This is a genomic window from Yersinia enterocolitica subsp. enterocolitica (genome assembly GCF_901472495.1).
Classification (GTDB): domain Bacteria; phylum Pseudomonadota; class Gammaproteobacteria; order Enterobacterales; family Enterobacteriaceae; genus Yersinia; species Yersinia enterocolitica.
In genome coordinates, this window is the sequence record NZ_LR590469.1 from 3,339,754 (window position 1) to 3,362,701 (window position 22,948).

Sequence of the window (22,948 nt, forward strand, 5' to 3'; positions counted from 1 at the left end):
TGGGTTTGCCTTCTGCTGCCATTTTTCTAAACTCAGTATCAGCGAAACGTTTCGCTGTTGGGGTAGAAAATGAAAAAAGGTGCATTACTAAATTCTGATATTTCCGCTGTTATCTCTCGCTTGGGCCATACCGATCAGATTGTGATAGGTGATGCGGGGCTGCCAATACCGGCAACCACCACGCGTATCGATTTGGCACTGACTCAAGGCGTCCCTGGATTCCTTCAGGTTTTTGAGGTGGTAACACAAGAAATGCAGGTTGAGAGTGCTTACCTTGCGCAGGAGATTGTTAAAAATAACCCGCAACTCCATGAAACGTTACTCGCACAACTATCACAACTTGAGCAACACCAGGGAAACCAAATTGCTTTGCACTATATCAGCCATGAGGCTTTTAAAGAGCAGACCAAACAAAGCCGGGCAGTGATTCGTAGCGGGGAATGTTCCCCCTTTGCTAACATTATTCTCTGCTCCGGCGTAACTTTCTGAGGCGTTTATGCAACCTTTGCTGCAACTGAAAGGGATTGATAAAGCCTTTCCCGGCGTCAAAGCACTCTCAGGTGCTGCGCTAAGTGTCTATCCTGGTCGGGTGATGGCACTGGTAGGCGAAAATGGGGCCGGAAAATCGACCATGATGAAAGTGCTGACCGGCATCTACAATAAGGATGCCGGCAGCCAGCATTTTTTGGGTAAAGAAGTGGTGTTTAATGGCCCGAAAGAGTCGCAGGAAGCGGGTATCGGCATTATTCATCAGGAACTTAACCTGATTCCACAGTTAACCATCGTAGAAAATATCTTTTTAGGGCGCGAGTTTGTTAATCATTTTGGCGGCATTGATTGGAAAAAAATGTATGCCGAAGCTGATTTACTGTTGGCGCGCCTTAATATCAGCTACAGCAGCCATCGGCTGGTGGGCGAGCTTTCTATTGGTGATCAGCAAATGGTGGAAATCGCCAAAGTGCTGAGCTTTGAATCCAAAGTCATCATTATGGATGAGCCTACCGATGCCCTGACTGACACCGAAACAGCCTCTTTATTTAATGTCATTAAAGAGCTGAAAGCGGAAGGTCGCGGCATTGTTTATATTTCCCACCGCCTTAAAGAAATCTTTGAGATTTGCGATGACGTCACGGTATTCCGTGATGGGCAGTTTATCGCCGAAAAACCGGTTAATACACTAACTGAAAACGCTCTGATTGAAATGATGGTTGGCCGTAAATTGGAAGAGCAATACCCGCGTCTGAATTTACCGCGCGGCGAAAAACGTTTACAGGTCAAACAGCTATGCGGCCCTGGGGTCGAGAATGTCAATTTTACTCTCTACAGTGGCGAGATCTTGGGAGTGGCTGGCCTGATGGGCGCTGGCCGCACTGAGCTGATGAAAATCATCTATGGTGCGCTGCCGCGTAAATCGGGCTTTGTGATGTTGGATGGCCGTGAAGTCGTGACTCATTCACCGCAGGACGGTTTAGCCAATGGCATTGTTTATATTTCTGAAGACCGTAAACGGGATGGTTTAGTACTCGGAATGTCAGTTAAAGAGAATATGTCTTTGACTGCATTGCGTTATTTCAGCCGTTCAGGCGGTTCGCTCAAACATGCTGATGAACAGCAGGCGGTAGCGGATTTCATTCGTCTATTTAATATCAAAACGCCTTCCATGGAACAGCCGATTGGTTTGCTGTCCGGTGGGAATCAGCAAAAAGTGGCTATCGCCCGCGGTCTAATGACTCGGCCGAAAGTTTTGATCCTTGATGAACCGACTCGCGGTGTCGACGTCGGGGCCAAAAAAGAGATCTACCAGTTAATCAATCAATTCAAACAAGAAGGGCTGAGCATCATATTGGTCTCCTCGGAAATGCCGGAAGTGTTGGGCATGAGTGACCGCATCATTGTGATGCATGAAGGTCAGCTAAGCGGCGAGTTCTCTATTGAACAGGCTACCCAGGAAGTGTTGATGGCTGCTGCCGTCGGCAAGCGCGATTTATTGGAAAAATAATTTATTTAGACTCTCAATAATTCGAGTTGCAGGAAGCCAACGCACATGCAGCTTGCAATATGATGAGTAGAGCAGGAGTCATCAGATATGAGTTCCCAGACTATCAATACAAAGCGCTGGTTCAGTAAAGAATGGTTATTAGAACAAAAATCACTGATTGCGCTGCTGGTGCTGATTGCTGTGGTTTCGTCACTAAGCCCGAACTTCTTTACCCTGAATAACATGTTTAACATTCTCCAGCAGACTTCCGTCAACGCCATTATGGCCGTCGGGATGACACTGGTTATCCTAACTTCAGGGATTGACCTGTCAGTGGGGTCATTACTGGCGCTGACTGGCGCTGTTGCGGCCTCCATTGTCGGGTTGGAAGTTAATGCGCTGGTTGCCGTGGGTGCCGCGCTGGCGCTGGGGGCGTTTGTCGGCGGTATCACTGGGGTGATTGTGGCTAAAGGCAAAGTGCAGGCCTTTATTGCTACCCTGGTCATGATGCTGTTACTGCGTGGTGTCACCATGGTTTACACCAATGGTAGCCCGATAAACACCGGTTTTACTGATGTGGCAGATACCTTTGGCTGGTTCGGTATTGGTCGCCCATTGGGGATCCCAACGCCTATCTGGCTGATGGCAATTGTTTTTATTGCGGCATGGTACATGCTGCATCACACGCGTCTGGGTCGTTATATTTATGCGCTGGGGGGGCAATGAGTCCGCAACACGCCTCTCTGGTATCAGCGTTGATAAAGTTAAAATTATTGTTTATTCACTCTGTGGGTTGTTAGCGGCATTGGCAGGGATTATCGAAGTTGCCCGCTTATCATCAGCACAACCTACTGCCGGTACCGGTTATGAACTGGATGCAATCGCAGCCGTAGTTCTGGGGGGTACCAGTCTTGCTGGGGGTAAAGGGCGGATCGTTGGCACCCTGATCGGCGCATTAATCCTCGGATTTTTAAATAACGGTTTGAATTTATTGGGTGTCTCCTCTTACTACCAAATGATCGTCAAAGCAGTGGTTATCCTGCTGGCGGTATTGGTAGACAATAAAAGCAGCAAATAACCTCTCTCCCTACAGGAATTGCGACCATGAAAATGAAGAAACTGGCTACTTTGATCTCTGTTGTTGCATTGAGCGCTACCGTCAGTGCTAACGCGCTGGCAAAAGACACCATTGCGTTGGTTGTTTCCACGCTGAATAACCCGTTCTTTGTTTCAATGAAAGACGGCGCACAAAAAGAAGCGGATAAACTGGGCTACAACCTGGTGATTTTGGATTCCCAAAACAACCCAGCTAAAGAATTAGCCAACGTGCAGGATTTAACTGTGCGTGGCACTAAATTGCTATTGATCAACCCAACTGATTCCGATGCCGTGGGCAACGCGGTTAAAATGGCCAATCAGGCCAACATTCCGGTCATTACTCTCGACCGTCTGGCTAATGCAGGCACGGTGGTGAGCCACGTAGCCTCTGACAACCGTTTCGGTGGCAAAATGGCCGGTGATTACATTGCTAAGAAAGTCGGTAGTGATGCCAAAGTCATTCAGTTGGAAGGGATTGCTGGTGCGTCTGCTGCTCGTGAGCGCGGCGAAGGCTTCAAACAATCAATGGAAAAAAACAAATTTCAGTTGTTGGCTAGTCAACCAGCAGATTTTGATCGGACTAAAGGTTTGAACGTTATGCAGAACTTGCTGACAGCTCATCCAGATGTTCAAGCTGTGTTTGCTCAGAATGACGAAATGGCACTGGGTGCTTTACGCGCCTTGCAGACTGCGGGCAAAACTGATGTGTTAGTGGTTGGTTTTGATGGTACTGACGATGGTATTAAAGCTGTCGAAAGTGGCAAAATGGGCGCAACTATTGCTCAACGCCCAGACCAGATTGGTGTCATTGGTGTACAAACTGCGGATAAGGTATTGAAAGGCGAGAAAGTCCAGGCCGTTATCCCAGTAGATCTGAAGTTAGTGACTAAATAATATCCTCATTCAATCAGTAGTTGTCATTCAATAAACCCAAGGTAATTGGAGTTGCAGGTAGGCAGCAAGTGAATGAATCACGATGAGCTGATTCAAATCAGTGATTCGGGTGAGTGAACGTAGCTAACACCCCTGCAACTTCAATGACAAAGGAATAAATACGATGGAAACAGGTAAACTGGTGGTCTTGGGCAGCATCAATGCCGACCATATTCTGAATATTGAGCAGTTTCCGCGTCCAGGTGAAACGGTGATCGGGAAGCAGTATAAAGTTGCTTTCGGTGGCAAAGGTGCTAATCAGGCCGTTGCTGCTGGCCGTAGTGGGGCGAATATCGCGTTTATTGCCTGTGTGGGTGAAGATGATATTGGTGACCGGGTACGTCTGCAATTAGCCAGTGACAATATTGATACCGCACCTATTGAGGCGGTAGCAGGCACCACCACAGGGGTAGCGCTGATTTTTGTTAATGGTGAAGGCGAGAACGTCATTGGTATTCATGCTGGGGCAAACTCGGCTGTAACACCGGAGTATCTTGGCCGTTATCAACAGCAAGTTATTGATGCCGATGCATTATTGATGCAACTGGAATCTCCACTTGAGACGGTTATCGCCGCCGCTAAATTGGCAAAACAGCATCAAACTCAGGTTATCCTGAATCCGGCCCCTGCACGCGAACTACCAGATGAGCTGTTATCGCTGGTGGATATGATTACTCCAAATGAAACAGAAGCTGAGCGCTTAACGGGCATTCATATTGAGCAGGATGATGACGCAGCGAAAGCCGCGCAAATTTTGCATGATAAAGGTATCGCCACTGTGATTATTACGTTGGGCAGCCGTGGAGTGTGGCTTAGCGAGCAAGGTCAGGGCAAATTAGTCGCTGGCTTTAAAGTTAATGCAGTAGATACCATTGCCGCCGGTGATACATTCAATGGCGCATTATTGACTGCATTACTGGAAGGGCAGGCAATGGGTTCAGCCGTCCGTTTTGCTCATGCTGCGGCTGCGATTGCAGTGACTCGCCCTGGCGCACAACCTTCCATTCCTTGGCGGGCCGAGATCGATAGTTTCTTACAAGATCGGGTATAACTTTGGCCACCATGAAAGATGTCGCTCGCTTAGCGGGCGTATCAACCTCTACTGTCTCACATGTTATTAATAAAAATCGTTTTGTTAGCGATCCTATTCGCGACAAAGTGCTGGCTGCCATCAAGCAACTTAACTATGCCCCATCTGCGTTAGCGCGTAGTTTAAAACTCAATGAAACCCGGACTATCGGCATGTTAGTCACTGCCAGTAGCAACCCGTTTTACGCTGAAGTGGTTCGTGGTGTGGAGCGTAGTTGCTATGAGCGCGGCTACAGTTTGATTTTGTGTAATACCGAGGGTGATATCGATCGCATGAGTCGTAGTATTGAAACTCTAATGCAAAAGCGCGTCGATGGTTTGCTACTGATGTGTACCGAAAGTCATCGCCCGTCGCAGGATATTCTGCGCTGCTACCCTTCTCTACCGATCATTATGATGGATTGGGCACCCTTTGAAGGAGTGAATGATGTCATTCAGGATAACTCTTTATTAGGTGGGGAAATGGCAACTTCGTACCTGATTGCCAGAGGATATACTCGTATCGCCTGTATTGCAGGCCCACAAGATAAAACACCGGCTAAAGAACGTTTGCAAGGATTCCGCCAAGCAATGGATCGCGCGGGTCTACCGGTGCTCCCTGATTATGAAGTGGCCAGTGATTTTGAATTTGGGGGCGGCTTGGTTGCCATGAAGCAGCTACTGGCATTGCCGCAACCCCCTGAAGCGGTCTTTACCAGTAATGATGCGATGGCGGTTGGGGTTTATCAGGCCTTACATCAGGCTGGGTTATCGATTCCGCAGGACATGGCGGTCATTGGTTATGATGATATCGAAATTGCACAATATATGACGCCACCGTTGACGACCATTCATCAGCCCAAAGATTCCCTCGGTGAGTTGGCTATTGATACTCTTATTCATCGGCTAAATAGCCCGGAAGCGGAACCACAAGTTCTGATTCTCACTCCCGAGCTAATCGAGCGCGGATCGGTCGCTACTCGTTAAACTTCACTCTCTGCGGGCTGCGTAACCTTTTTCACATTACGGCCCTGAATCAAGTTATCGCCATCTCTAGGTTTGAGTAATAAGAACACCATCGATGACAGCAATGTCACGGCACCCATCGTAATAAAGGTGTAGTGGAAGTGGTCAATATTATTTCCAAACGACAACCCATCGTAAAACCGCAAAACTACGGCACTGATGGCAACGCCAAAGCTAATCGCCAGTTGCTGGGTCACTGCTAAAACACTGTTACCTGAGCTGGCATTGTTATCGGTTAAATCAGCCAGAGTAATGGTGTTCATTGCCGTAAATTGTGTCGACATCGCCATACCCAATATAAACAGTGGCAATATCATCAACCAAGGTGACATGCCCGGCGATTGAAAAGCAAACAAGGCAATCAGTACACCGATAATAGCCGTAATGCCCACCAACACCGTGCGGTAACCCAGTGAACGTAAAACTTGAGTTACCGCTGATTTTGCCATCATCGAACCAATGGCGGTGGGGGCCATCATACAACCGGCAATAATAGCGGAATAACCAAACCCGACTTGCAACATGAGTGGCATCAGGAAAGGAACGCAGCCAGTGCCTAAACGTGAAGCTACATTACCCGCAATGCCGACGGAAAAGGTTCGGGTTTTAAACAGCGGCAAACCAATTAGCGGATTAGGATGGCCTTTGGCGTGGAATATATAGAAGAGCAGCATTAATAAACCGCCCAACAGCACAGCGGCTGGCAAGTAGCTGGCAATATCTGGGCGACCCATTATTTCCAGGCTCACGGATATCATAACCAAGCTGCTACCGAATAACAGAAAACCGATAATATCAAAGGCGCGTTTCGGCATAGTGAAGTCGGGCATATATTTACGGGCATAAAAGATACCCAGTAAGCCGATGGGAATATTAAGGATAAAAATCCAGTGCCATGTGGCGTAGGTGACCAATAACCCCCCTAATAATGGTCCCATGACAGGGCCGATTAATCCGGGGATGGTGACGAAATTTAATACTGGCAATAACTCACTGCGCGGATAAGCCCGGATAAGTGCTAGCCTGGCGACGGGCATCATCATGGCACCACCCACCCCTTGAATAACTCGGGATGCCACCAAAAATGGTAGAGAACCGGAAAGCGCGCACAGTAATGACCCCAGCGTAAATAATGAAACAGCCAAAATGAAAATGCGCCGAGTGCCGAAACGATCGGCCAACCAACCACTCACCGGAATCAACATTGCCACCGTGAGGGTATAGCTGATAATAGCTGACTGCATAGTTAGAGGTGAGCGATTAAGGCTTTCAGCAATTGAAGGGAGTGCCGTATTCAGTATGGTGGCATCCAAAGCCTGCATAAAGAAAGCCATGGCGGCTATCCAAGGGAGACCCGCCATGCTGCGCGCAGATTTTATCATTGTCCGTCCTGATTATATTGGGTGGGCGTGAGTACCCTCTCTGTCTATATATAGATATAAAGAACATCTGACCGTTAGTCTTTCTCTTTTAATAACACCTGACAAGCTACCAATGCACCTTGGCTATCGCCAGCCAGAATAGTATCGACAATATTTTGATGGTGTTGCAGCTTAATCACCTCATCGCCGGTAATAGAACGAAAGTAACTGTGATAAACCGAACTGAACAAATTAGCGAAAGACGTTAAAAATGGATTACCACTGGCTTCATAGATCAATTGATGAAATTGGGCATCCACTTGAATCCATCGTTCGCGATTAAAATGGGCATGCAGCTCGCACATTTCTGTCATTAACGATGTTAACAGGGCTTTTTGTTTTCCGCTGACATTGATAGCCGCCAGAGAACAGGCTTGAGGCTCGAGTGACCTCCTTAATATAAGGAAGTGTTGCATCACTTGATCGAAGTTCTCTCTGGTCATCCACCAGGTCAGCAACTCTTGGTCAAGGAAGTTCCAATTGGTTTGTGGCATCACTCGGGTGCCGATACGCGGACGCGGTAATAACATGCCTTTTGCGGCGAGCATCTTTACCGCTTCACGTACTGCGGTACGGCTGACACCAAATTGCTCCCCCAACTCTATCTCGCCAGGCAATATACTGCCGGCTTCATATTCCCCCGCAAGAATGCGCTGGCCAATTTTTTCGGCCAACAGATACGAAAGATTGCGCTGGGCGGCCTGCTGTTGGGTATTTAGTTGCATGGTGTTTTGTCCTATCTATCTTCTTATACTTCTATTTTACTCTACTGTTTAACTTGGGTAGTTAATGTTTAGCTTAATAATTGTTTAAATTCTGGCCTTTTACCCCATTTTTGCTGAAAAAAAACACGGTTGAAAATTTTTTTGAAATTAGGGGTTGCAGGCTGTCAGGAACTCCCTATAATGCGCCTCCACTGACTGGGAACAACGAAACAGACTTCGCCGGGTCAGGAAGAGAAATGATTGAGTTTGACTTCGAAAGAAACCAAATAAACTCTTGACTCTTCAGCGGGAAAGCGTATTATCTGCCTCCCGCGTTACCGTAAGATTCGCCGCAAGGCAAACGGGTAACGAACGCTCTTTAACAATTTATCAGACAATCTGTGTGGGCACTCGCAAGACGATATCGAAGCCTGTTTCGACAGGCAGAAGCAATATCAAAGTCTTGAAGAGTGACCAAAGCAGTACACATTTGAACTTCGGTTCGAATGCATATTTGCAGAAAGTAATCTTTGAGCATCGCTATGTTAATTCATAGCAAATCAAACAAATCTTAAATTGAAGAGTTTGATCATGGCTCAGATTGAACGCTGGCGGCAGGCCTAACACATGCAAGTCGAGCGGCAGCGGGAAGTAGTTTACTACTTTGCCGGCGAGCGGCGGACGGGTGAGTAATGTCTGGGAAACTGCCTGATGGAGGGGGATAACTACTGGAAACGGTAGCTAATACCGCATAACGTCTTCGGACCAAAGTGGGGGACCTTAGGGCCTCACGCCATCGGATGTGCCCAGATGGGATTAGCTAGTAGGTGGGGTAATGGCTCACCTAGGCGACGATCCCTAGCTGGTCTGAGAGGATGACCAGCCACACTGGAACTGAGACACGGTCCAGACTCCTACGGGAGGCAGCAGTGGGGAATATTGCACAATGGGCGCAAGCCTGATGCAGCCATGCCGCGTGTGTGAAGAAGGCCTTCGGGTTGTAAAGCACTTTCAGCGAGGAGGAAGGCCAATAACTTAATACGTTGTTGGATTGACGTTACTCGCAGAAGAAGCACCGGCTAACTCCGTGCCAGCAGCCGCGGTAATACGGAGGGTGCAAGCGTTAATCGGAATTACTGGGCGTAAAGCGCACGCAGGCGGTTTGTTAAGTCAGATGTGAAATCCCCGCGCTTAACGTGGGAACTGCATTTGAAACTGGCAAGCTAGAGTCTTGTAGAGGGGGGTAGAATTCCAGGTGTAGCGGTGAAATGCGTAGAGATCTGGAGGAATACCGGTGGCGAAGGCGGCCCCCTGGACAAAGACTGACGCTCAGGTGCGAAAGCGTGGGGAGCAAACAGGATTAGATACCCTGGTAGTCCACGCTGTAAACGATGTCGACTTGGAGGTTGTGCCCTTGAGGCGTGGCTTCCGGAGCTAACGCGTTAAGTCGACCGCCTGGGGAGTACGGCCGCAAGGTTAAAACTCAAATGAATTGACGGGGGCCCGCACAAGCGGTGGAGCATGTGGTTTAATTCGATGCAACGCGAAGAACCTTACCTACTCTTGACATCCACAGAACTTAGCAGAGATGCTTCGGTGCCTTCGGGAACTGTGAGACAGGTGCTGCATGGCTGTCGTCAGCTCGTGTTGTGAAATGTTGGGTTAAGTCCCGCAACGAGCGCAACCCTTATCCTTTGTTGCCAGCACGTAATGGTGGGAACTCAAAGGAGACTGCCGGTGATAAACCGGAGGAAGGTGGGGATGACGTCAAGTCATCATGGCCCTTACGAGTAGGGCTACACACGTGCTACAATGGCAGATACAAAGTGAAGCGAACTCGCGAGAGCAAGCGGACCACATAAAGTCTGTCGTAGTCCGGATTGGAGTCTGCAACTCGACTCCATGAAGTCGGAATCGCTAGTAATCGTAGATCAGAATGCTACGGTGAATACGTTCCCGGGCCTTGTACACACCGCCCGTCACACCATGGGAGTGGGTTGCAAAAGAAGTAGGTAGCTTAACCTTCGGGAGGGCGCTTACCACTTTGTGATTCATGACTGGGGTGAAGTCGTAACAAGGTAACCGTAGGGGAACCTGCGGTTGGATCACCTCCTTACCTCAGATACGCATTGCGTAGTGTCCACACAGATTGTCTGATGAATGTAAACGAGCAAGAGCACCTGTTGATGAGGGTGATGATTGTGTTGTAAGGCCTCGGTATCGAGTTTTTACTGCATCAGTCGTTCGAATGTGTCACCACATTCTCACCTTTACACAAAAATACTGAATCCATGATTCAGTAGAAATTTTTGTGTCCCCATCGTCTAGAGGCCTAGGACACTGCCCTTTCACGGCTGTAACAGGGGTTCGAATCCCCTTGGGGACGCCACTCCGATAATGAGTGAAAGACATTATCAACCGGTTCTTTATGAACTCAAAAGTATCTTAAAGATGACTTTAACAAGTCGTGTTTAAGATATTGCTCTTTAACAATCTGGAACAAGCTGAAAATTGAAACAATACAGCTGAAACTTATCTCTCCGTAGAAGTACTGAGATAAGGATTAACCTGTATTAGAGTCTCTCAAATAATTGCAATGCCAATGTGTTTATCATTGTTGCAGTGTGAGCGAGAAGATACTCAGCAAGGCGTACAGCGCACAGCAACCGGAGTGAACGCTACGTTCATGAGGATTGCGCGCACTGCACAACGACGCAGAGTGTGTTCGCAGCCACACCAATAAAGAAGAAACATCTTTGGGTTGTGAGGTTAAGCGACTAAGCGTACACGGTGGATGCCTAGGCAGTCAGAGGCGATGAAGGGCGTGCTAATCTGCGAAAAGCGTCGGTAAGGTGATATGAACCGTTATAACCGACGATACCCGAATGGGGAAACCCAGTGCAATTCGTTGCACTATTGCATGGTGAATACATAGCCATGCAAGGCGAACCGGGGGAACTGAAACATCTAAGTACCCCGAGGAAAAGAAATCAACCGAGATTCCCCCAGTAGCGGCGAGCGAACGGGGAGGAGCCCAGAACCTGAATCAGCATATGTGTTAGTGGAAGCGTCTGGAAAGTCGCACGGTACAGGGTGATAGTCCCGTACACAAAAATGCATACGTTGTGAGTTCGATGAGTAGGGCGGGACACGTGACATCCTGTCTGAATATGGGGGGACCATCCTCCAAGGCTAAATACTCCTGACTGACCGATAGTGAACCAGTACCGTGAGGGAAAGGCGAAAAGAACCCCGGCGAGGGGAGTGAAATAGAACCTGAAACCGTGTACGTACAAGCAGTGGGAGCACCTTCGTGGTGTGACTGCGTACCTTTTGTATAATGGGTCAGCGACTTATATTTTGTAGCAAGGTTAACCGAATAGGGGAGCCGTAGGGAAACCGAGTCTTAACTGGGCGAATAGTTGCAAGGTATAGACCCGAAACCCGGTGATCTAGCCATGGGCAGGTTGAAGGTTGGGTAACACTAACTGGAGGACCGAACCGACTAATGTTGAAAAATTAGCGGATGACTTGTGGCTGGGGGTGAAAGGCCAATCAAACCGGGAGATAGCTGGTTCTCCCCGAAAGCTATTTAGGTAGCGCCTCGTGAACTCATCTTCGGGGGTAGAGCACTGTTTCGGCTAGGGGGTCATCCCGACTTACCAAACCGATGCAAACTCCGAATACCGAAGAATGTTATCACGGGAGACACACGGCGGGTGCTAACGTCCGTCGTGAAGAGGGAAACAACCCAGACCGCCAGCTAAGGTCCCAAAGTCATGGTTAAGTGGGAAACGATGTGGGAAGGCACAGACAGCCAGGATGTTGGCTTAGAAGCAGCCATCATTTAAAGAAAGCGTAATAGCTCACTGGTCGAGTCGGCCTGCGCGGAAGATGTAACGGGGCTAAACCATGCACCGAAGCTGCGGCAGCGAACGTATCACCCAAGACAATTCACGGCAGTGGATAATGATTGACGGAGCGCAGCGACGTCAATGCGTCCAATAAAGTCGAGTTGGCTTAGGGATACGTTCGTTGGGTAGGGGAGCGTTCTGTAAGCCGTTGAAGGTGACCTGTGAGGGTTGCTGGAGGTATCAGAAGTGCGAATGCTGACATAAGTAACGATAATGCGGGTGAAAAACCCGCACGCCGGAAGACCAAGGGTTCCTGTCCAACGTTAATCGGGGCAGGGTGAGTCGACCCCTAAGGCGAGGCTGAAAAGCGTAGTCGATGGGAAACAGGTTAATATTCCTGTACTTGGTGTTACTGCGAAGGGGGGACGGAGAAGGCTAGGCTAGCCGGGCGACGGTTGTCCCGGTTTAAGCATGTAGGCGGAGTGACTTGGTAAATCCGGTTGCTTATCAACGCTGAGGTGTGATGACGAGCCACTACGGTGGTGAAGTAGTTGATGCCAAGCTTCCAGGAAAAGCCTCTAAGCATCAGGTAACATTAAATCGTACCCCAAACCGACACAGGTGGTCAGGTAGAGAATACTCAGGCGCTTGAGAGAACTCGGGTGAAGGAACTAGGCAAAATGGTGCCGTAACTTCGGGAGAAGGCACGCTGGCATTAGGTAAAGGGACTTGCTCCCGGCGCCGAAGCCAGTCGCAGATACCAGCTGGCTGCAACTGTTTAATAAAAACACAGCACTGTGCAAACACGAAAGTGGACGTATACGGTGTGACGCCTGCCCGGTGCTGGAAGGTTAATTGATGGGGTCAGCCGCAAGGCGAAGCTCTTGATCGAAGCCCCAGTAAACGGCGGCCGTAACTATAACGGTCCTAAGGTAGCGAAATTCCTTGTCGGGTAAGTTCCGACCTGCACGAATGGCGTAATGATGGCCAGGCTGTCTCCACCCGAGACTCAGTGAAATTGAACTCGCTGTGAAGATGCAGTGTACCCGCGGCAAGACGGAAAGACCCCGTGAACCTTTACTATAGCTTGACACTGAACATTGAGCCTTGATGTGTAGGATAGGTGGGAGGCATTGAAGTGTGGACGCCAGTCTGCATGGAGCCAACCTTGAAATACCACCCTTTAATGTTTGATGTTCTAACTCGGCCCCATAATCTGGGGTGAGGACAGTGTCTGGTGGGTAGTTTGACTGGGGCGGTCTCCTCCCAAAGAGTAACGGAGGAGCACGAAGGTTAGCTAATCACGGTCGGACATCGTGAGGTTAGTGCAAAGGCATAAGCTAGCTTGACTGCGAGAGTGACGGCTCGAGCAGGTACGAAAGTAGGTCTTAGTGATCCGGTGGTTCTGAATGGAAGGGCCATCGCTCAACGGATAAAAGGTACTCCGGGGATAACAGGCTGATACCGCCCAAGAGTTCATATCGACGGCGGTGTTTGGCACCTCGATGTCGGCTCATCACATCCTGGGGCTGAAGTAGGTCCCAAGGGTATGGCTGTTCGCCATTTAAAGTGGTACGCGAGCTGGGTTTAGAACGTCGTGAGACAGTTCGGTCCCTATCTGCCGTGGGCGTTGGAAGATTGAGAGGGGCTGCTCCTAGTACGAGAGGACCGGAGTGGACGAATCACTGGTGTTCGGGTTGTCATGCCAATGGCATTGCCCGGTAGCTAAATTCGGAAGAGATAACCGCTGAAAGCATCTAAGCGGGAAACTTGCCTCGAGATGAGTCTTCCCTGGGGCTTTAAGCCCCCTGAAGGAACGTTAAAGACTATGACGTTGATAGGCTGGGTGTGTAAGTGCAGCGATGCATTGAGCTAACCAGTACTAATGATCCGTGAGGCTTAACCTTACAACACCAAAGGTGTTTTGAATTTGAGAGATAGATATTTTCAGCGAAGTTCCGAGATTGGATTGGCTGGCTGCGTGATTAATACATGTAGCGGGTTAATTGAAACAGAATTTGCCTGGCGGCCATAGCGCGGTGGACCCACCTGAACCCATGCCGAACTCAGAAGTGAAACGCCGTAGCGCCGATGGTAGTGTGGGGTCTCCCCATGCGAGAGTAGGACACTGCCAGGCATCAAATCAAGCCGAGACCCCATGCCAAAAGCGTGGGGTTTTTGCTATGTGGGAAATAAAAAAACCAAAGAAAGAGCCTTCTGCTGAGCAGAGGGCTGAGGTTAATGACAAAGTGCCCGTAACGGTGAAAACAGGCAGATCGTAAAGACGCCGTAAAATCGTCCCTGATGGCTCGACCCGCGGCATCCTTGGCGCGGACGCTTTACTCTTCTACCTGCCTTCACCTTGCAAGATTGGGTTGTCGAGGTTTGTTAGCAGTCTGAGGCTAACCTGGCGGGCGGCCTTTTTTGTTTTATGGCTGTGATGGGTTGATTTGAAGCCAGCTACAAATGAAATCTGCAATTTGTTCAGGTTGATTAATATCTAATTGCTCCACAGCGGTCTCTATCAGTTCATCACTTGCCAAAGCAATAACATATTCATCAATCAAATCTGTGTAAGGCTTTCCTACCGCTTCTCGATAGAGGGCAATTTTATTGATTGGCTCATGTTTAAAACCTTCAACTAATATTAGATCGATAGTTGCAGCATCCAACCTGCTGGCAAGATAGTGTAGATCCAATGGTTTTTGTTCTGGTGTTTCTGTCATTAATGCCCAACGGCAATCACTAGCAACCAAGGTCTGATACGCACCGGCCTTACGCAGCTCATAACTATCCTTACCTGGCGTATCAATTTCCATATTGTGATGTGTATGTTTAATCAGACCTACCCGGATTTGCCGCTGTTGTAATAAAGGAATTAGGCTTTTGAGTAATGTTGTTTTACCTGTACCACTGTATGCAGCAATCCCTAACAGTGGTGGTGTTTTGCGACTCATAATTCTCCTCTTTTACTTTGTTCCCATAAGTCACAGTCAGCGGGAGTATTTAGGTTGCTGAATTGATCCTTTTGTCCACGGAATATTATGGGCTGAGCATTAACACTATCCATAAATATCATTAGCTTGCGATCACTTTTTGCTAAATATTCTGCAAGCAGTGATTTCAAGCTAACATGCATTAGCGCTAATGTTGGGTGTGCTCGCTCGCCATCGTGAACATAAGCTGCCAGTGCTTGCTGCTTTCCTTGCCAAAGTTGAGATACTAAATTACTTGGAAGCGCTGGAACGTCGCAAGGGGCAAACACAACCCATTCAGTAGGTGAATAGCTCAACCCTGCATGCATACCCGCCAATGGCCCGACAAAGCCAGTAATGATATCGCTAACGACGGGTACTCCACTAGCTTGATACAACTCTTGATTACGATTAGCATTAATAAGGAGATCGTTAACCTGAGGTTTTAATCTATCTATGACATATTGAAACAATGGTTTATCGTGAAGAAGAGTCAGTCCTTTATCATTACCTCCCATTCGGGAAGAACGGCCTCCCGCAAGAATAACGCCTGTAATATTGGGCTGCATTTCTATCACTCCGTTGCATTCAATTGACAGACGAATTGTATCTTTAAATAGCAGGATTGGTCAGGATTTACTTTTATTGACAATAGGCTCTCTTTCCCTGTGTGAATATCCCTGCTACTTTGTCAGCATATTTTTAAATAGGACAAATTTGCTATGAAATGCCATCGTGTTAATGAACTGATAGAGCTTTTACATCCAGCCTGGCAGCAAGAACCCGATTTAAATTTGGTGCAGTTTTTACAAAAGCTGTCAGAAGAAGCTGGTTTTGAAGGTGAATTTGCGGAGCTTACGGACGATATTCTTATTTATCATCTGAAAATGCGTGGTTCAGCATCAACAGAAGTGATTCCTGGCCTGAAAAAAGATTATGAAGAAGACTTTAAAACTGCCATATTGCGTGCCCGTGGCATCATTAAAGATTAGCTATACTCCTGTCTGCGTAGATAGGGGGCTTTGATGATACTATCTCTTATTCTCAGCGAGCCGCTGTCACTTACATAGACTGAATGTTGTTATGAACAGCTCTGCTTTTAATTTTCAGACATTGTCTCCTGACCTGATTATGGATGCTCTCGAAGGTGTGGGGTTGCGGGTAGATTCAGGATTAACTGCGCTCAATAGTTATGAAAACCGTGTTTATCAGTTTATGGACGAAGATCGTAAGCGATACGTGGTGAAATTCTACCGCCCTGAGCGCTGGAGCAGCGAGCAAATCCTGGAAGAACATCAGTTCTCGCTTGATTTGGCAGAGTCTGAAATCCCGGTGATAGCCCCATTGCAGCTCGATGGACGTACCTTGCATACTCATGGTGGCTTTTTCTTTACTGTTTTTCCGAGCGTTGGTGGGCGTCAGTATGAAATCGATAATCTTGATCAATTAGAGTGGGTTGGGCGCTATCTAGGCCGAATTCACCAGGTGGGCAGTGATGCTTTGTTTGTCGCTCGCTCAACGATAGGGATTGAGGAGTATCTGACAGAACCACGCCAATTGCTGGCCAGCAGCGAATTGGTACCAGCAAAACAGCGAGACAAATTTCTGGCAGCAACTGATCTGTTGATTAGCACCATCAAGCAGTATTGGCATACAGATTGGCAACCATTGCGGTTACATGGTGACTGCCACCCAGGCAATATTTTGTGGCGCGATGGGCCGATGTTTGTCGATTTGGATGATGCTCGAAATGGCCCGGCGGTTCAGGATCTTTGGATGTTGTTACATGGCGAGCGCCGTGAGCAACTGATCCAGTTAGATATCTTGTTAGAAGCTTATGGCGAGTTTGCTGATTTTGATCAGCGAGAACTTGCACTCATTGAACCGTTACGCGCGATGCGGATGGTTTATTACCTTGCATGGGTCGCCAGACGTTGGCAGGACCCGGCATTTCCTAAAAGTTTTCCGTGGATGGCGGAGTCTGATTTTTGGTTACAGCAGACTGCATCATTTACAGAACAGGTTAAGCTGTTGCAGGCACCCCCTTTGCAGCTGATGCCAATGTACTGAAATTAAATTAACGTACTAAAGCTAAGATAATGGAGATTCTTATAGTATGAAAAATGTATGGTTAGCACTCGTTGGCATGGTGATGGCATTCAGTGCATCGGCTGCACAATTTACTGATGGTACCCAGTACCAAACGTTAAACAAACCGGTAACCGGTGAGCCCCAAGTTTTAGAGTTTTTCTCTTTCTATTGCCCGCACTGCTACCAGTTTGAAGAGGTTTACCATGTTCCTCAAGCGGTAAAGAAAGCACTGCCGGAAGGGACTAAAATGACTCGCTACCATGTTGAGTTCCTTGGCCCATTGGGCAAGCAACTAACTCAAGCATGGGCTGTTGCTATGGCATTGGGCGTTGAAGAGAAAATCACTCCATTGATGTTTGAAGGTGTACAGAAAACACAAACGGTACAAACCCCTGATGATATCCGTAATGTATTTATCAAAGCAGGAGTGAGTGGTGAAGAATTTGATGCAGCATTAAACAGTTTTGTCGTTAAATCTCTGGTTGTTCAGCAGCAAAAAGCAGCTGAAGACTTAGAACTACGTGGTGTACCAGCCATGTTTGTTAATGGCAAATATATGATTAAAAACGATGGCATGGATACCAGCTCAATGGATACCTATGTTAAACAGTATGCAGATGTCGTTAAGTTCCTGCTGACTCAGAAATAATAGTATAAAAAGAGGGGCTGGATTTTATTAGCCCCTCTTTCAGTTATCTAATATCTACACACGTCAAATCTGTTTCTATCCCACTATAAAAACATCATGTTATCTAATGTGATAACCACCCTACTGAGTGCCGATATTTATTAATCTTAATGTTGTTTTTGATTGGTTTATCTATTCCGGTGATAGGTTATCGCCAATATTTAAGGTACAAAAAGATAAAAATAAGTTTGCGTGAAGGAATAAAAAGTCTGTGCCAATAAATTTACGATAAGTAAAATTAACGGACCTTGTGATGGTAACTGAATAAGTAATATCCACAATTCAGATAACGAAATAATGACAATAGAATAAGAAAGTAAGAACTATAACTATATGATTATTAAGACATAAAATATTACTCTATAAAAAAAGAGCCAGAAGATATAATCTGCTCATGTTTTTACTCACAAAGTTATCCACAAGCTGGATCTTTAAGATCACAATGTAAAAATGCTCTCTTCCGCACAACAATGGACGCTAAAATTCGTCTCTTGACGCCAGCTATGGCATTCTTAGCGTCAGACCTTGATGAATAAAGATGAAGAAACTCTATGGCCCAGATTGCAGAAAACCCATTAATCCTCGTAGACGGTTCCTCTTACCTCTATCGTGCTTACCATGCTTTTCCGCCGCTAACCAACAGCAAGGGCGAGCCAACGGGCGCGATGTATGGCGTGTTGAACATGTTGCGCAGTCTGTTGCTGCAATACCGACCAAGCCATGTCGCCGTAGTTTTTGATGCCAAAGGTAAAACATTTCGTGACGAGCTTTTCGCGGAATATAAGTCTCACCGCCCACCCATGCCCGATGATTTGCGGGCTCAAATTGAGCCTCTTCACCAAATGGTTAAGGCTATGGGGCTACCTTTATTGGTTGTTTCCGGTGTTGAGGCTGACGATGTTATTGGTACTTTGGCACAAGAGGCTGAAAAAGCAGGTCATGCCGTATTAATTAGTACCGGTGATAAAGATATGGCGCAATTAGTTACGCCAAATATCACTCTTATTAATACAATGAATAACGCTATTTTAGGGCCACAGGAAGTGTGCGAAAAATATGGCGTTCCCCCTGAACTGATTATTGATTTTCTCGCTCTGATGGGTGACTCATCCGATAATATTCCGGGAGTTCCAGGTGTTGGTGAGAAAACGGCACAGGCTTTATTGCAAGGTCTGGGTGGGCTGGACTCACTATTTAATCATTTGGATAAGATACCCACACTGACATTCCGTGGTGCAAAAACGATGTCTGCCAAGTTAGAGCAGAATAAAGATGTTGCTTATCTCTCTTATAAATTAGCCACGATTAAAACGGATGTTGAACTGGATATAACGTGTGATGAGTTGAATGTCTCAGCGCCGGATGATGAGCAATTACATCAATTATTCAGTCGTTATGAGTTTAAGCGCTGGCTTGCGGATGTAGAGGCTGGCAAATGGCTGGATGGTAAAAAAGATAGGCCAACAGCGCAGGCAAGCAATAAAGCTTTTGTAGCACCAGAGTCTGCACCTGTGGCTGAAGTGACCGCCGTGCTCTCACAAGAAAATTATCAGACTATCTTGGATGAAAAATCTTTAAGCGACTGGATTGAGCGGCTTAAAAAGGCAGAGGTTTTTGCTTTTGATACTGAAACTGACGGCCTTGATACCCTCAGCAGTAATTTAATTGGCCTCTCTTTTGCAGTGGCGCCGGGTGAAGCAGCTTACCTGCCATTAGCACATGATTATTTGGATGCTCCTGCTCAGCTTGATAGGGATTGGGTTCTGGCCCAGCTTAAACCCTTGCTGGAAGATGATAAGGCACTGAAAGTTGGTCAGAATCTTAAGTTTGACCAAAGCATGCTGGCACGTTATGGCATTGATCTGCGTGGTATTGCTTTTGATACCATGTTGGAATCTTATGTTTTAGACAGTGTTGCCGGCAGACATGATATGGATAGCCTGGCGGAGCGCTATCTCAACCATAAGACCATTACTTTCGAAGAGATCGCCGGTAAAGGTAAAAATCAACTTACCTTCAACCAAATTGCGTTAGAGCAAGCCGGGCCTTATGCGGCAGAAGATGCAGACGTTACCCTACAGTTACACTTGGTGTTGTGGCCGAAGTTACAGCAAAGTGAGGGACTCAAACGGGTATTCCAAGAAATTGAGATGCCGTTACTGCCAATTTTGTCCCGTATCGAGCGGACTGGTGTATTGATTGACCAGAATATATTGGCGGCGCACTCCAAAGAACTGACTATTCGTCTTGATGAGCTGGAAAAACAAGCGCACGAATTGGCTGAAGAGCCTTTTAATCTCGCCTCGCCAAAGCAGTTACAGGTTATTTTGTATGAAAAACAAAAACTGCCTATTTTGAAGAAAACCCCTGGCGGCGCGGCTTCAACTAACGAAGAGGTGCTGGCCGAGTTGGCGCTGGATTACCCTCTGCCGAAGGTTATTCTTGAGTATCGGGGCTTAGCGAAGCTGAAAAGTACCTATACCGATAAACTGCCGTTGATGATTAACCCGGTTTCTGGGCGAGTTCATACCTCTTATCATCAGGCTGTAACTGCCACTGGGCGTTTATCTTCCCGTGATCCTAACTTGCAAAACATTCCGGTGCGAAATGAAGAGGGGCGTCGTATACGTCAGGCCTTTATTGCGCCAGAAGGCTACCGCATCATGGCGGCTGACTACTCCCAGATTGAGCTGCGTATCATGGCTCATTTGTCGCAGGATAAAGGGTTATTGGCAGCATTTGCTGCTGGCAAGGATATCCACCGCGCGACTGCGGCTGAAGTCTTTGGCTTATCACTGGAAAAAGTCACAAACGAGCAACGCCGCAGTGCGAAAGCCATCAACTTTGGTTTGATTTATGGCATGAGTGCATTTGGTTTGGCGCGGCAGCTGAATATTCCTCGTGGGGAAGCTCAGCGCTATATGGATCTCTATTTTGAGCGCTATCCTGGTGTGTTGGAATATATGGAGCGCACCCGCAAACAAGCCGCCGAACAAGGTTATGTCACGACTCTGGATGGCCGTCGCCTCTATTTACCTGATATTCACTCACGTAATGCTACTCGTCGCAAAGCCGCAGAACGTGAAGCTATCAATGCGCCGATGCAAGGGACTGCTGCTGATATTATTAAGCGTGCAATGATTGCAGTGGATGCCTGGTTACAGCAACAACCTGAGCCTTTGGTGCGGGTCATCATGCAAGTACACGATGAATTAGTATTTGAAGTGCATGAAAGTGTACTGGAAAGCGCCGAACAGAAGATCCGCGAACTGATGGAACAAAGCATGCAACTGGCTGTGCCATTAAAAGTTGATGTCGGTGTGGGTTATAACTGGGATCAAGCTCATTAGTTGTATGGGTAAGTGGTGATAAATAAAGCACTTTATGTAATTAAGCTACATTTTGGTGCGATAATGCGGGGATGATGTGCGCTGAATCGTGACAATTTGTGTAACTATACAACAAAAAATTCTTTTGCCCTGCGAAAAAATGATGTAGAGTTACAGACGTAGGGTACAGAGGTAAGATGTTCTATCTTTCAGACCTTTTACTTCACGTAATCGGATTTGGCTGTATATTAGCCGCCCCAGTCATTTATTGACTGGGGCGTTTTTTATTGGGCCTTTGTCAGAAAATAGGCCAGAAAATGGGCGAAATATTGACTGATAGAAAAGCGTCGTTGGGGGGATTTATCACAAAAAACTGGAGCGAAGGTTTTCGTGCCGAGCGATATGACGGCCACTTCTGAAGTAACAGCCCTTGCGGGCTGCACATGGCAACAGGTTATTTGCCTTCTTCGTCGTCATACTCGTCAATCATGACTTCCGGCGGGATTTCGCTGAACCAGGTATCCAGCTTTTCACGCAACTTATCGACACCAATCTTTTTCAATGATGAGAAAGCTTCAACCTGAATATCACCCATAAATGGAATGATAGCTTCTCGTACCATGTTTAGTTGGGCTTTGCGAGCGCCAGATGCCAGCTTATCTGCTTTGGTCAGTAGTAGCATAACCGGGGTACCAACGGCGACTGCCCAGGTAATCATCTGCTGGTCCAAATCTTTCAGTGGATGACGAATATCCATCAACACAACCAACCCTTTCAGGCAGTTACGTTTCTGTAAATACTCTCCTAATGCGCGTTGCCACTTGAGTTTCATCTCTTCCGGAACTTCGGCATAGCCATAGCCTGGCAAGTCAACCAGACGCACACCCTCAACCACTTCAAATAAGTTAATTAGCTGAGTACGGCCCGGTGTTTTACTGGTTCTGGCCAAACTTTTCTGACCCGTTAATGTATTGAGAGCACTCGATTTACCTGCATTTGAGCGGCCAGCAAATGCCACTTCAATACCTTCATCACGTGGCAGATGGCGAATATCCGGAGCACTGATGACGAAGTGAGTCATGTGATAGTTAAAATTTCTGATAGTCAAAATTTGTTGTCTCCGTGAGAGATAGCTTACATGCAGCGATTATAACTGCATCGGGCCGAAAAAAGGGGGTTTATCTTTTGTCCTCTTTCTACCTGAAGTTGTAGAGGGGGCGCGGCGCACTCTCTATCTGTTTTTTTTCGTGAAATTGCAATTTTTGTGAGTTGGCGGTCATTGTCGGAAAAACTAATCGCTTATCATTGAATGATTGTTAAGAAAAACTTTATTAATAATAGGCTACACTTATCAGCGGTTAATTTGTTTTTATGATTATTTTTTTGAATAAAAACAAATGACTATTTTTGTGATTCATGGTTTTTTAACAGTGCGGGATGTACTGGCAAGGAGCGTAATCACTTAGGAAGAGTGGGGTATGCTTAAGGAATGTAATGGATATACTGTGAGCCAGGGATGATACAGGGAGCTTATATAAAAGGATGTTTATGGACACAGGCCGGAGTGCTGGGTGAGTCACCTTCAGGGTTGGGGGGATGGCAAGGATGGCGAATTGCAGTAGGGAGAAACCGGGACGTTATATCAGTGTAGGGAATGCACAGTAAGGATATCCTTCCGCAGAAGGTGCGAAAAAAGGCGACAGGTTAATCTGCCGCCTTTTTTCTTTCTCTTCTTTCTGCTAGATTCCGGCCCAATCCTATACTCAATAAATTTCAAGATGCA

Annotated in this window: 14 protein-coding genes, 1 tRNA gene, 3 rRNA genes and 2 pseudogenes; 15 read left to right on the top strand and 5 right to left on the bottom strand. The window is 47.1% G+C overall.

Annotation, left to right across the window (positions count from 1 at the left end):
• Positions 1 to 69: 69 nt before the first annotated feature.
• The 6 genes and pseudogenes from rbsD (at position 70) to rbsR (ending at position 6,064) form a co-directional block, all read left to right on the top strand.
• Positions 70 to 489, top strand: coding sequence for a D-ribose pyranase (gene rbsD, locus FGL26_RS15875; RefSeq protein WP_005161210.1), 420 nt, complete (start codon positions 70 to 72; stop codon positions 487 to 489).
• A 7-nt stretch (positions 490 to 496) separates the two neighbouring features.
• Positions 497 to 1,999 (top strand): ribose ABC transporter ATP-binding protein RbsA, encoded by a 1,503-nt coding sequence (gene rbsA / locus FGL26_RS15880; protein ID WP_138060253.1) that lies wholly within the window; start codon positions 497 to 499, stop codon positions 1,997 to 1,999.
• An 87-nt stretch (positions 2,000 to 2,086) separates the two neighbouring features.
• Positions 2,087 to 3,056: pseudogene (gene rbsC / locus FGL26_RS15885) on the top strand (ribose ABC transporter permease).
• Positions 3,057 to 3,082: 26 nt separating this feature from the next.
• Positions 3,083 to 3,970 carry a ribose ABC transporter substrate-binding protein RbsB gene (gene rbsB / locus FGL26_RS15890; protein WP_005175185.1) on the top strand — a complete coding sequence of 296 codons (888 nt, stop codon included), beginning with the start codon at positions 3,083 to 3,085 and terminating at the stop codon, positions 3,968 to 3,970.
• A 163-nt stretch (positions 3,971 to 4,133) separates the two neighbouring features.
• Complete coding sequence (gene rbsK, locus FGL26_RS15895) at positions 4,134 to 5,060, top strand: ribokinase (RefSeq protein WP_005175186.1); 927 nt, start codon at positions 4,134 to 4,136, stop codon at positions 5,058 to 5,060.
• 2 nt (positions 5,061 to 5,062) lie between these two features.
• Positions 5,063 to 6,064, top strand: a complete 1,002-nt coding sequence (gene rbsR, locus FGL26_RS15900) for a ribose operon transcriptional repressor RbsR (protein ID WP_005175187.1) — start codon at positions 5,063 to 5,065, stop codon at positions 6,062 to 6,064.
• Here the strand turns inward: rbsR and mdtD are convergent.
• Both mdtD and FGL26_RS15910 read right to left on the bottom strand, forming a co-directional pair.
• Positions 6,061 to 7,485: a multidrug transporter subunit MdtD gene (gene mdtD, locus FGL26_RS15905; RefSeq protein WP_005175188.1), complete on the bottom strand. Its 1,425-nt coding sequence runs from the start codon at positions 7,483 to 7,485 to the stop codon at positions 6,061 to 6,063. The two genes, rbsR and mdtD, sit on opposite strands and share 4 nt — an antisense overlap.
• Positions 7,486 to 7,559: 74 nt before the next feature.
• Positions 7,560 to 8,249: a FadR/GntR family transcriptional regulator gene (locus FGL26_RS15910; protein WP_005175190.1), complete on the bottom strand. Its 690-nt coding sequence runs from the start codon at positions 8,247 to 8,249 to the stop codon at positions 7,560 to 7,562.
• Between the two features lie 552 nt (positions 8,250 to 8,801).
• Between FGL26_RS15910 and FGL26_RS15920 the strand changes: the two genes are divergently transcribed.
• The 4 genes from FGL26_RS15920 (at position 8,802) to rrf (ending at position 14,219) form a co-directional block, all read left to right on the top strand.
• Positions 8,802 to 10,344, top strand: a 16S ribosomal RNA gene (locus FGL26_RS15920).
• Positions 10,345 to 10,541: 197 nt separating this feature from the next.
• Positions 10,542 to 10,617, top strand: a tRNA-Glu gene (locus FGL26_RS15925).
• A 378-nt stretch (positions 10,618 to 10,995) separates the two neighbouring features.
• Positions 10,996 to 13,989 (top strand): 23S ribosomal RNA (locus tag FGL26_RS15930).
• 114 nt (positions 13,990 to 14,103) lie between these two features.
• Positions 14,104 to 14,219 (top strand): 5S ribosomal RNA (gene rrf / locus FGL26_RS15935).
• Together the 16S, 23S and 5S rRNA genes with 1 tRNA gene alongside form the textbook arrangement of a ribosomal RNA operon.
• Before the next feature lie 292 nt (positions 14,220 to 14,511).
• On the opposite strand, the gene mobB is transcribed toward rrf, so the two are convergent.
• Together mobB and mobA are read right to left on the bottom strand one after the other, a co-directional pair.
• Positions 14,512 to 15,039, bottom strand: coding sequence for a molybdopterin-guanine dinucleotide biosynthesis protein MobB (mobB, locus tag FGL26_RS15940; RefSeq protein WP_005175770.1), 528 nt, complete (start codon positions 15,037 to 15,039; stop codon positions 14,512 to 14,514).
• Positions 15,036 to 15,626: a molybdenum cofactor guanylyltransferase MobA gene (gene mobA / locus FGL26_RS15945; protein WP_005175768.1), complete on the bottom strand. Its 591-nt coding sequence runs from the start codon at positions 15,624 to 15,626 to the stop codon at positions 15,036 to 15,038. The genes mobB and mobA overlap by 4 nt, the downstream gene beginning before the upstream one ends.
• Positions 15,627 to 15,779: 153 nt before the next feature.
• Between mobA and FGL26_RS15950 the strand changes: the two genes are divergently transcribed.
• The 5 genes and pseudogenes from FGL26_RS15950 to spfP form a co-directional block, all read left to right on the top strand.
• A complete protein-coding gene (locus FGL26_RS15950) occupies positions 15,780 to 16,049 on the top strand; it encodes a YihD family protein (protein ID WP_005175764.1) in 270 nt (89 codons plus the stop codon).
• Between the two features lie 91 nt (positions 16,050 to 16,140).
• The gene (locus FGL26_RS15955; RefSeq protein ID WP_005175762.1) at positions 16,141 to 17,127 is read left to right on the top strand and encodes a serine/threonine protein kinase; all 987 of its coding nucleotides are present in this window, start codon (positions 16,141 to 16,143) and stop codon (positions 17,125 to 17,127) included.
• 46 nt (positions 17,128 to 17,173) lie between these two features.
• Positions 17,174 to 17,797, top strand: coding sequence for a thiol:disulfide interchange protein DsbA (gene dsbA / locus FGL26_RS15960; RefSeq protein WP_005175761.1), 624 nt, complete (start codon positions 17,174 to 17,176; stop codon positions 17,795 to 17,797).
• Between the two features lie 590 nt (positions 17,798 to 18,387).
• Entirely contained in the window at positions 18,388 to 21,186 is a 2,799-nt protein-coding gene (gene polA, locus FGL26_RS15965) for a DNA polymerase I (protein ID WP_005175760.1), read from the top strand.
• A 176-nt stretch (positions 21,187 to 21,362) separates the two neighbouring features.
• Positions 21,363 to 21,407, top strand: a pseudogene (gene spfP / locus FGL26_RS22020) (small protein SpfP); the annotation flags it as partial.
• 212 nt (positions 21,408 to 21,619) lie between these two features.
• On the opposite strand, the gene yihA reads toward spfP, so the two are convergent.
• Positions 21,620 to 22,273, bottom strand: coding sequence for a ribosome biogenesis GTP-binding protein YihA/YsxC (gene yihA / locus FGL26_RS15970; protein ID WP_005175759.1), 654 nt, complete (start codon positions 22,271 to 22,273; stop codon positions 21,620 to 21,622).
• Positions 22,274 to 22,948 lie beyond the last annotated feature (675 nt).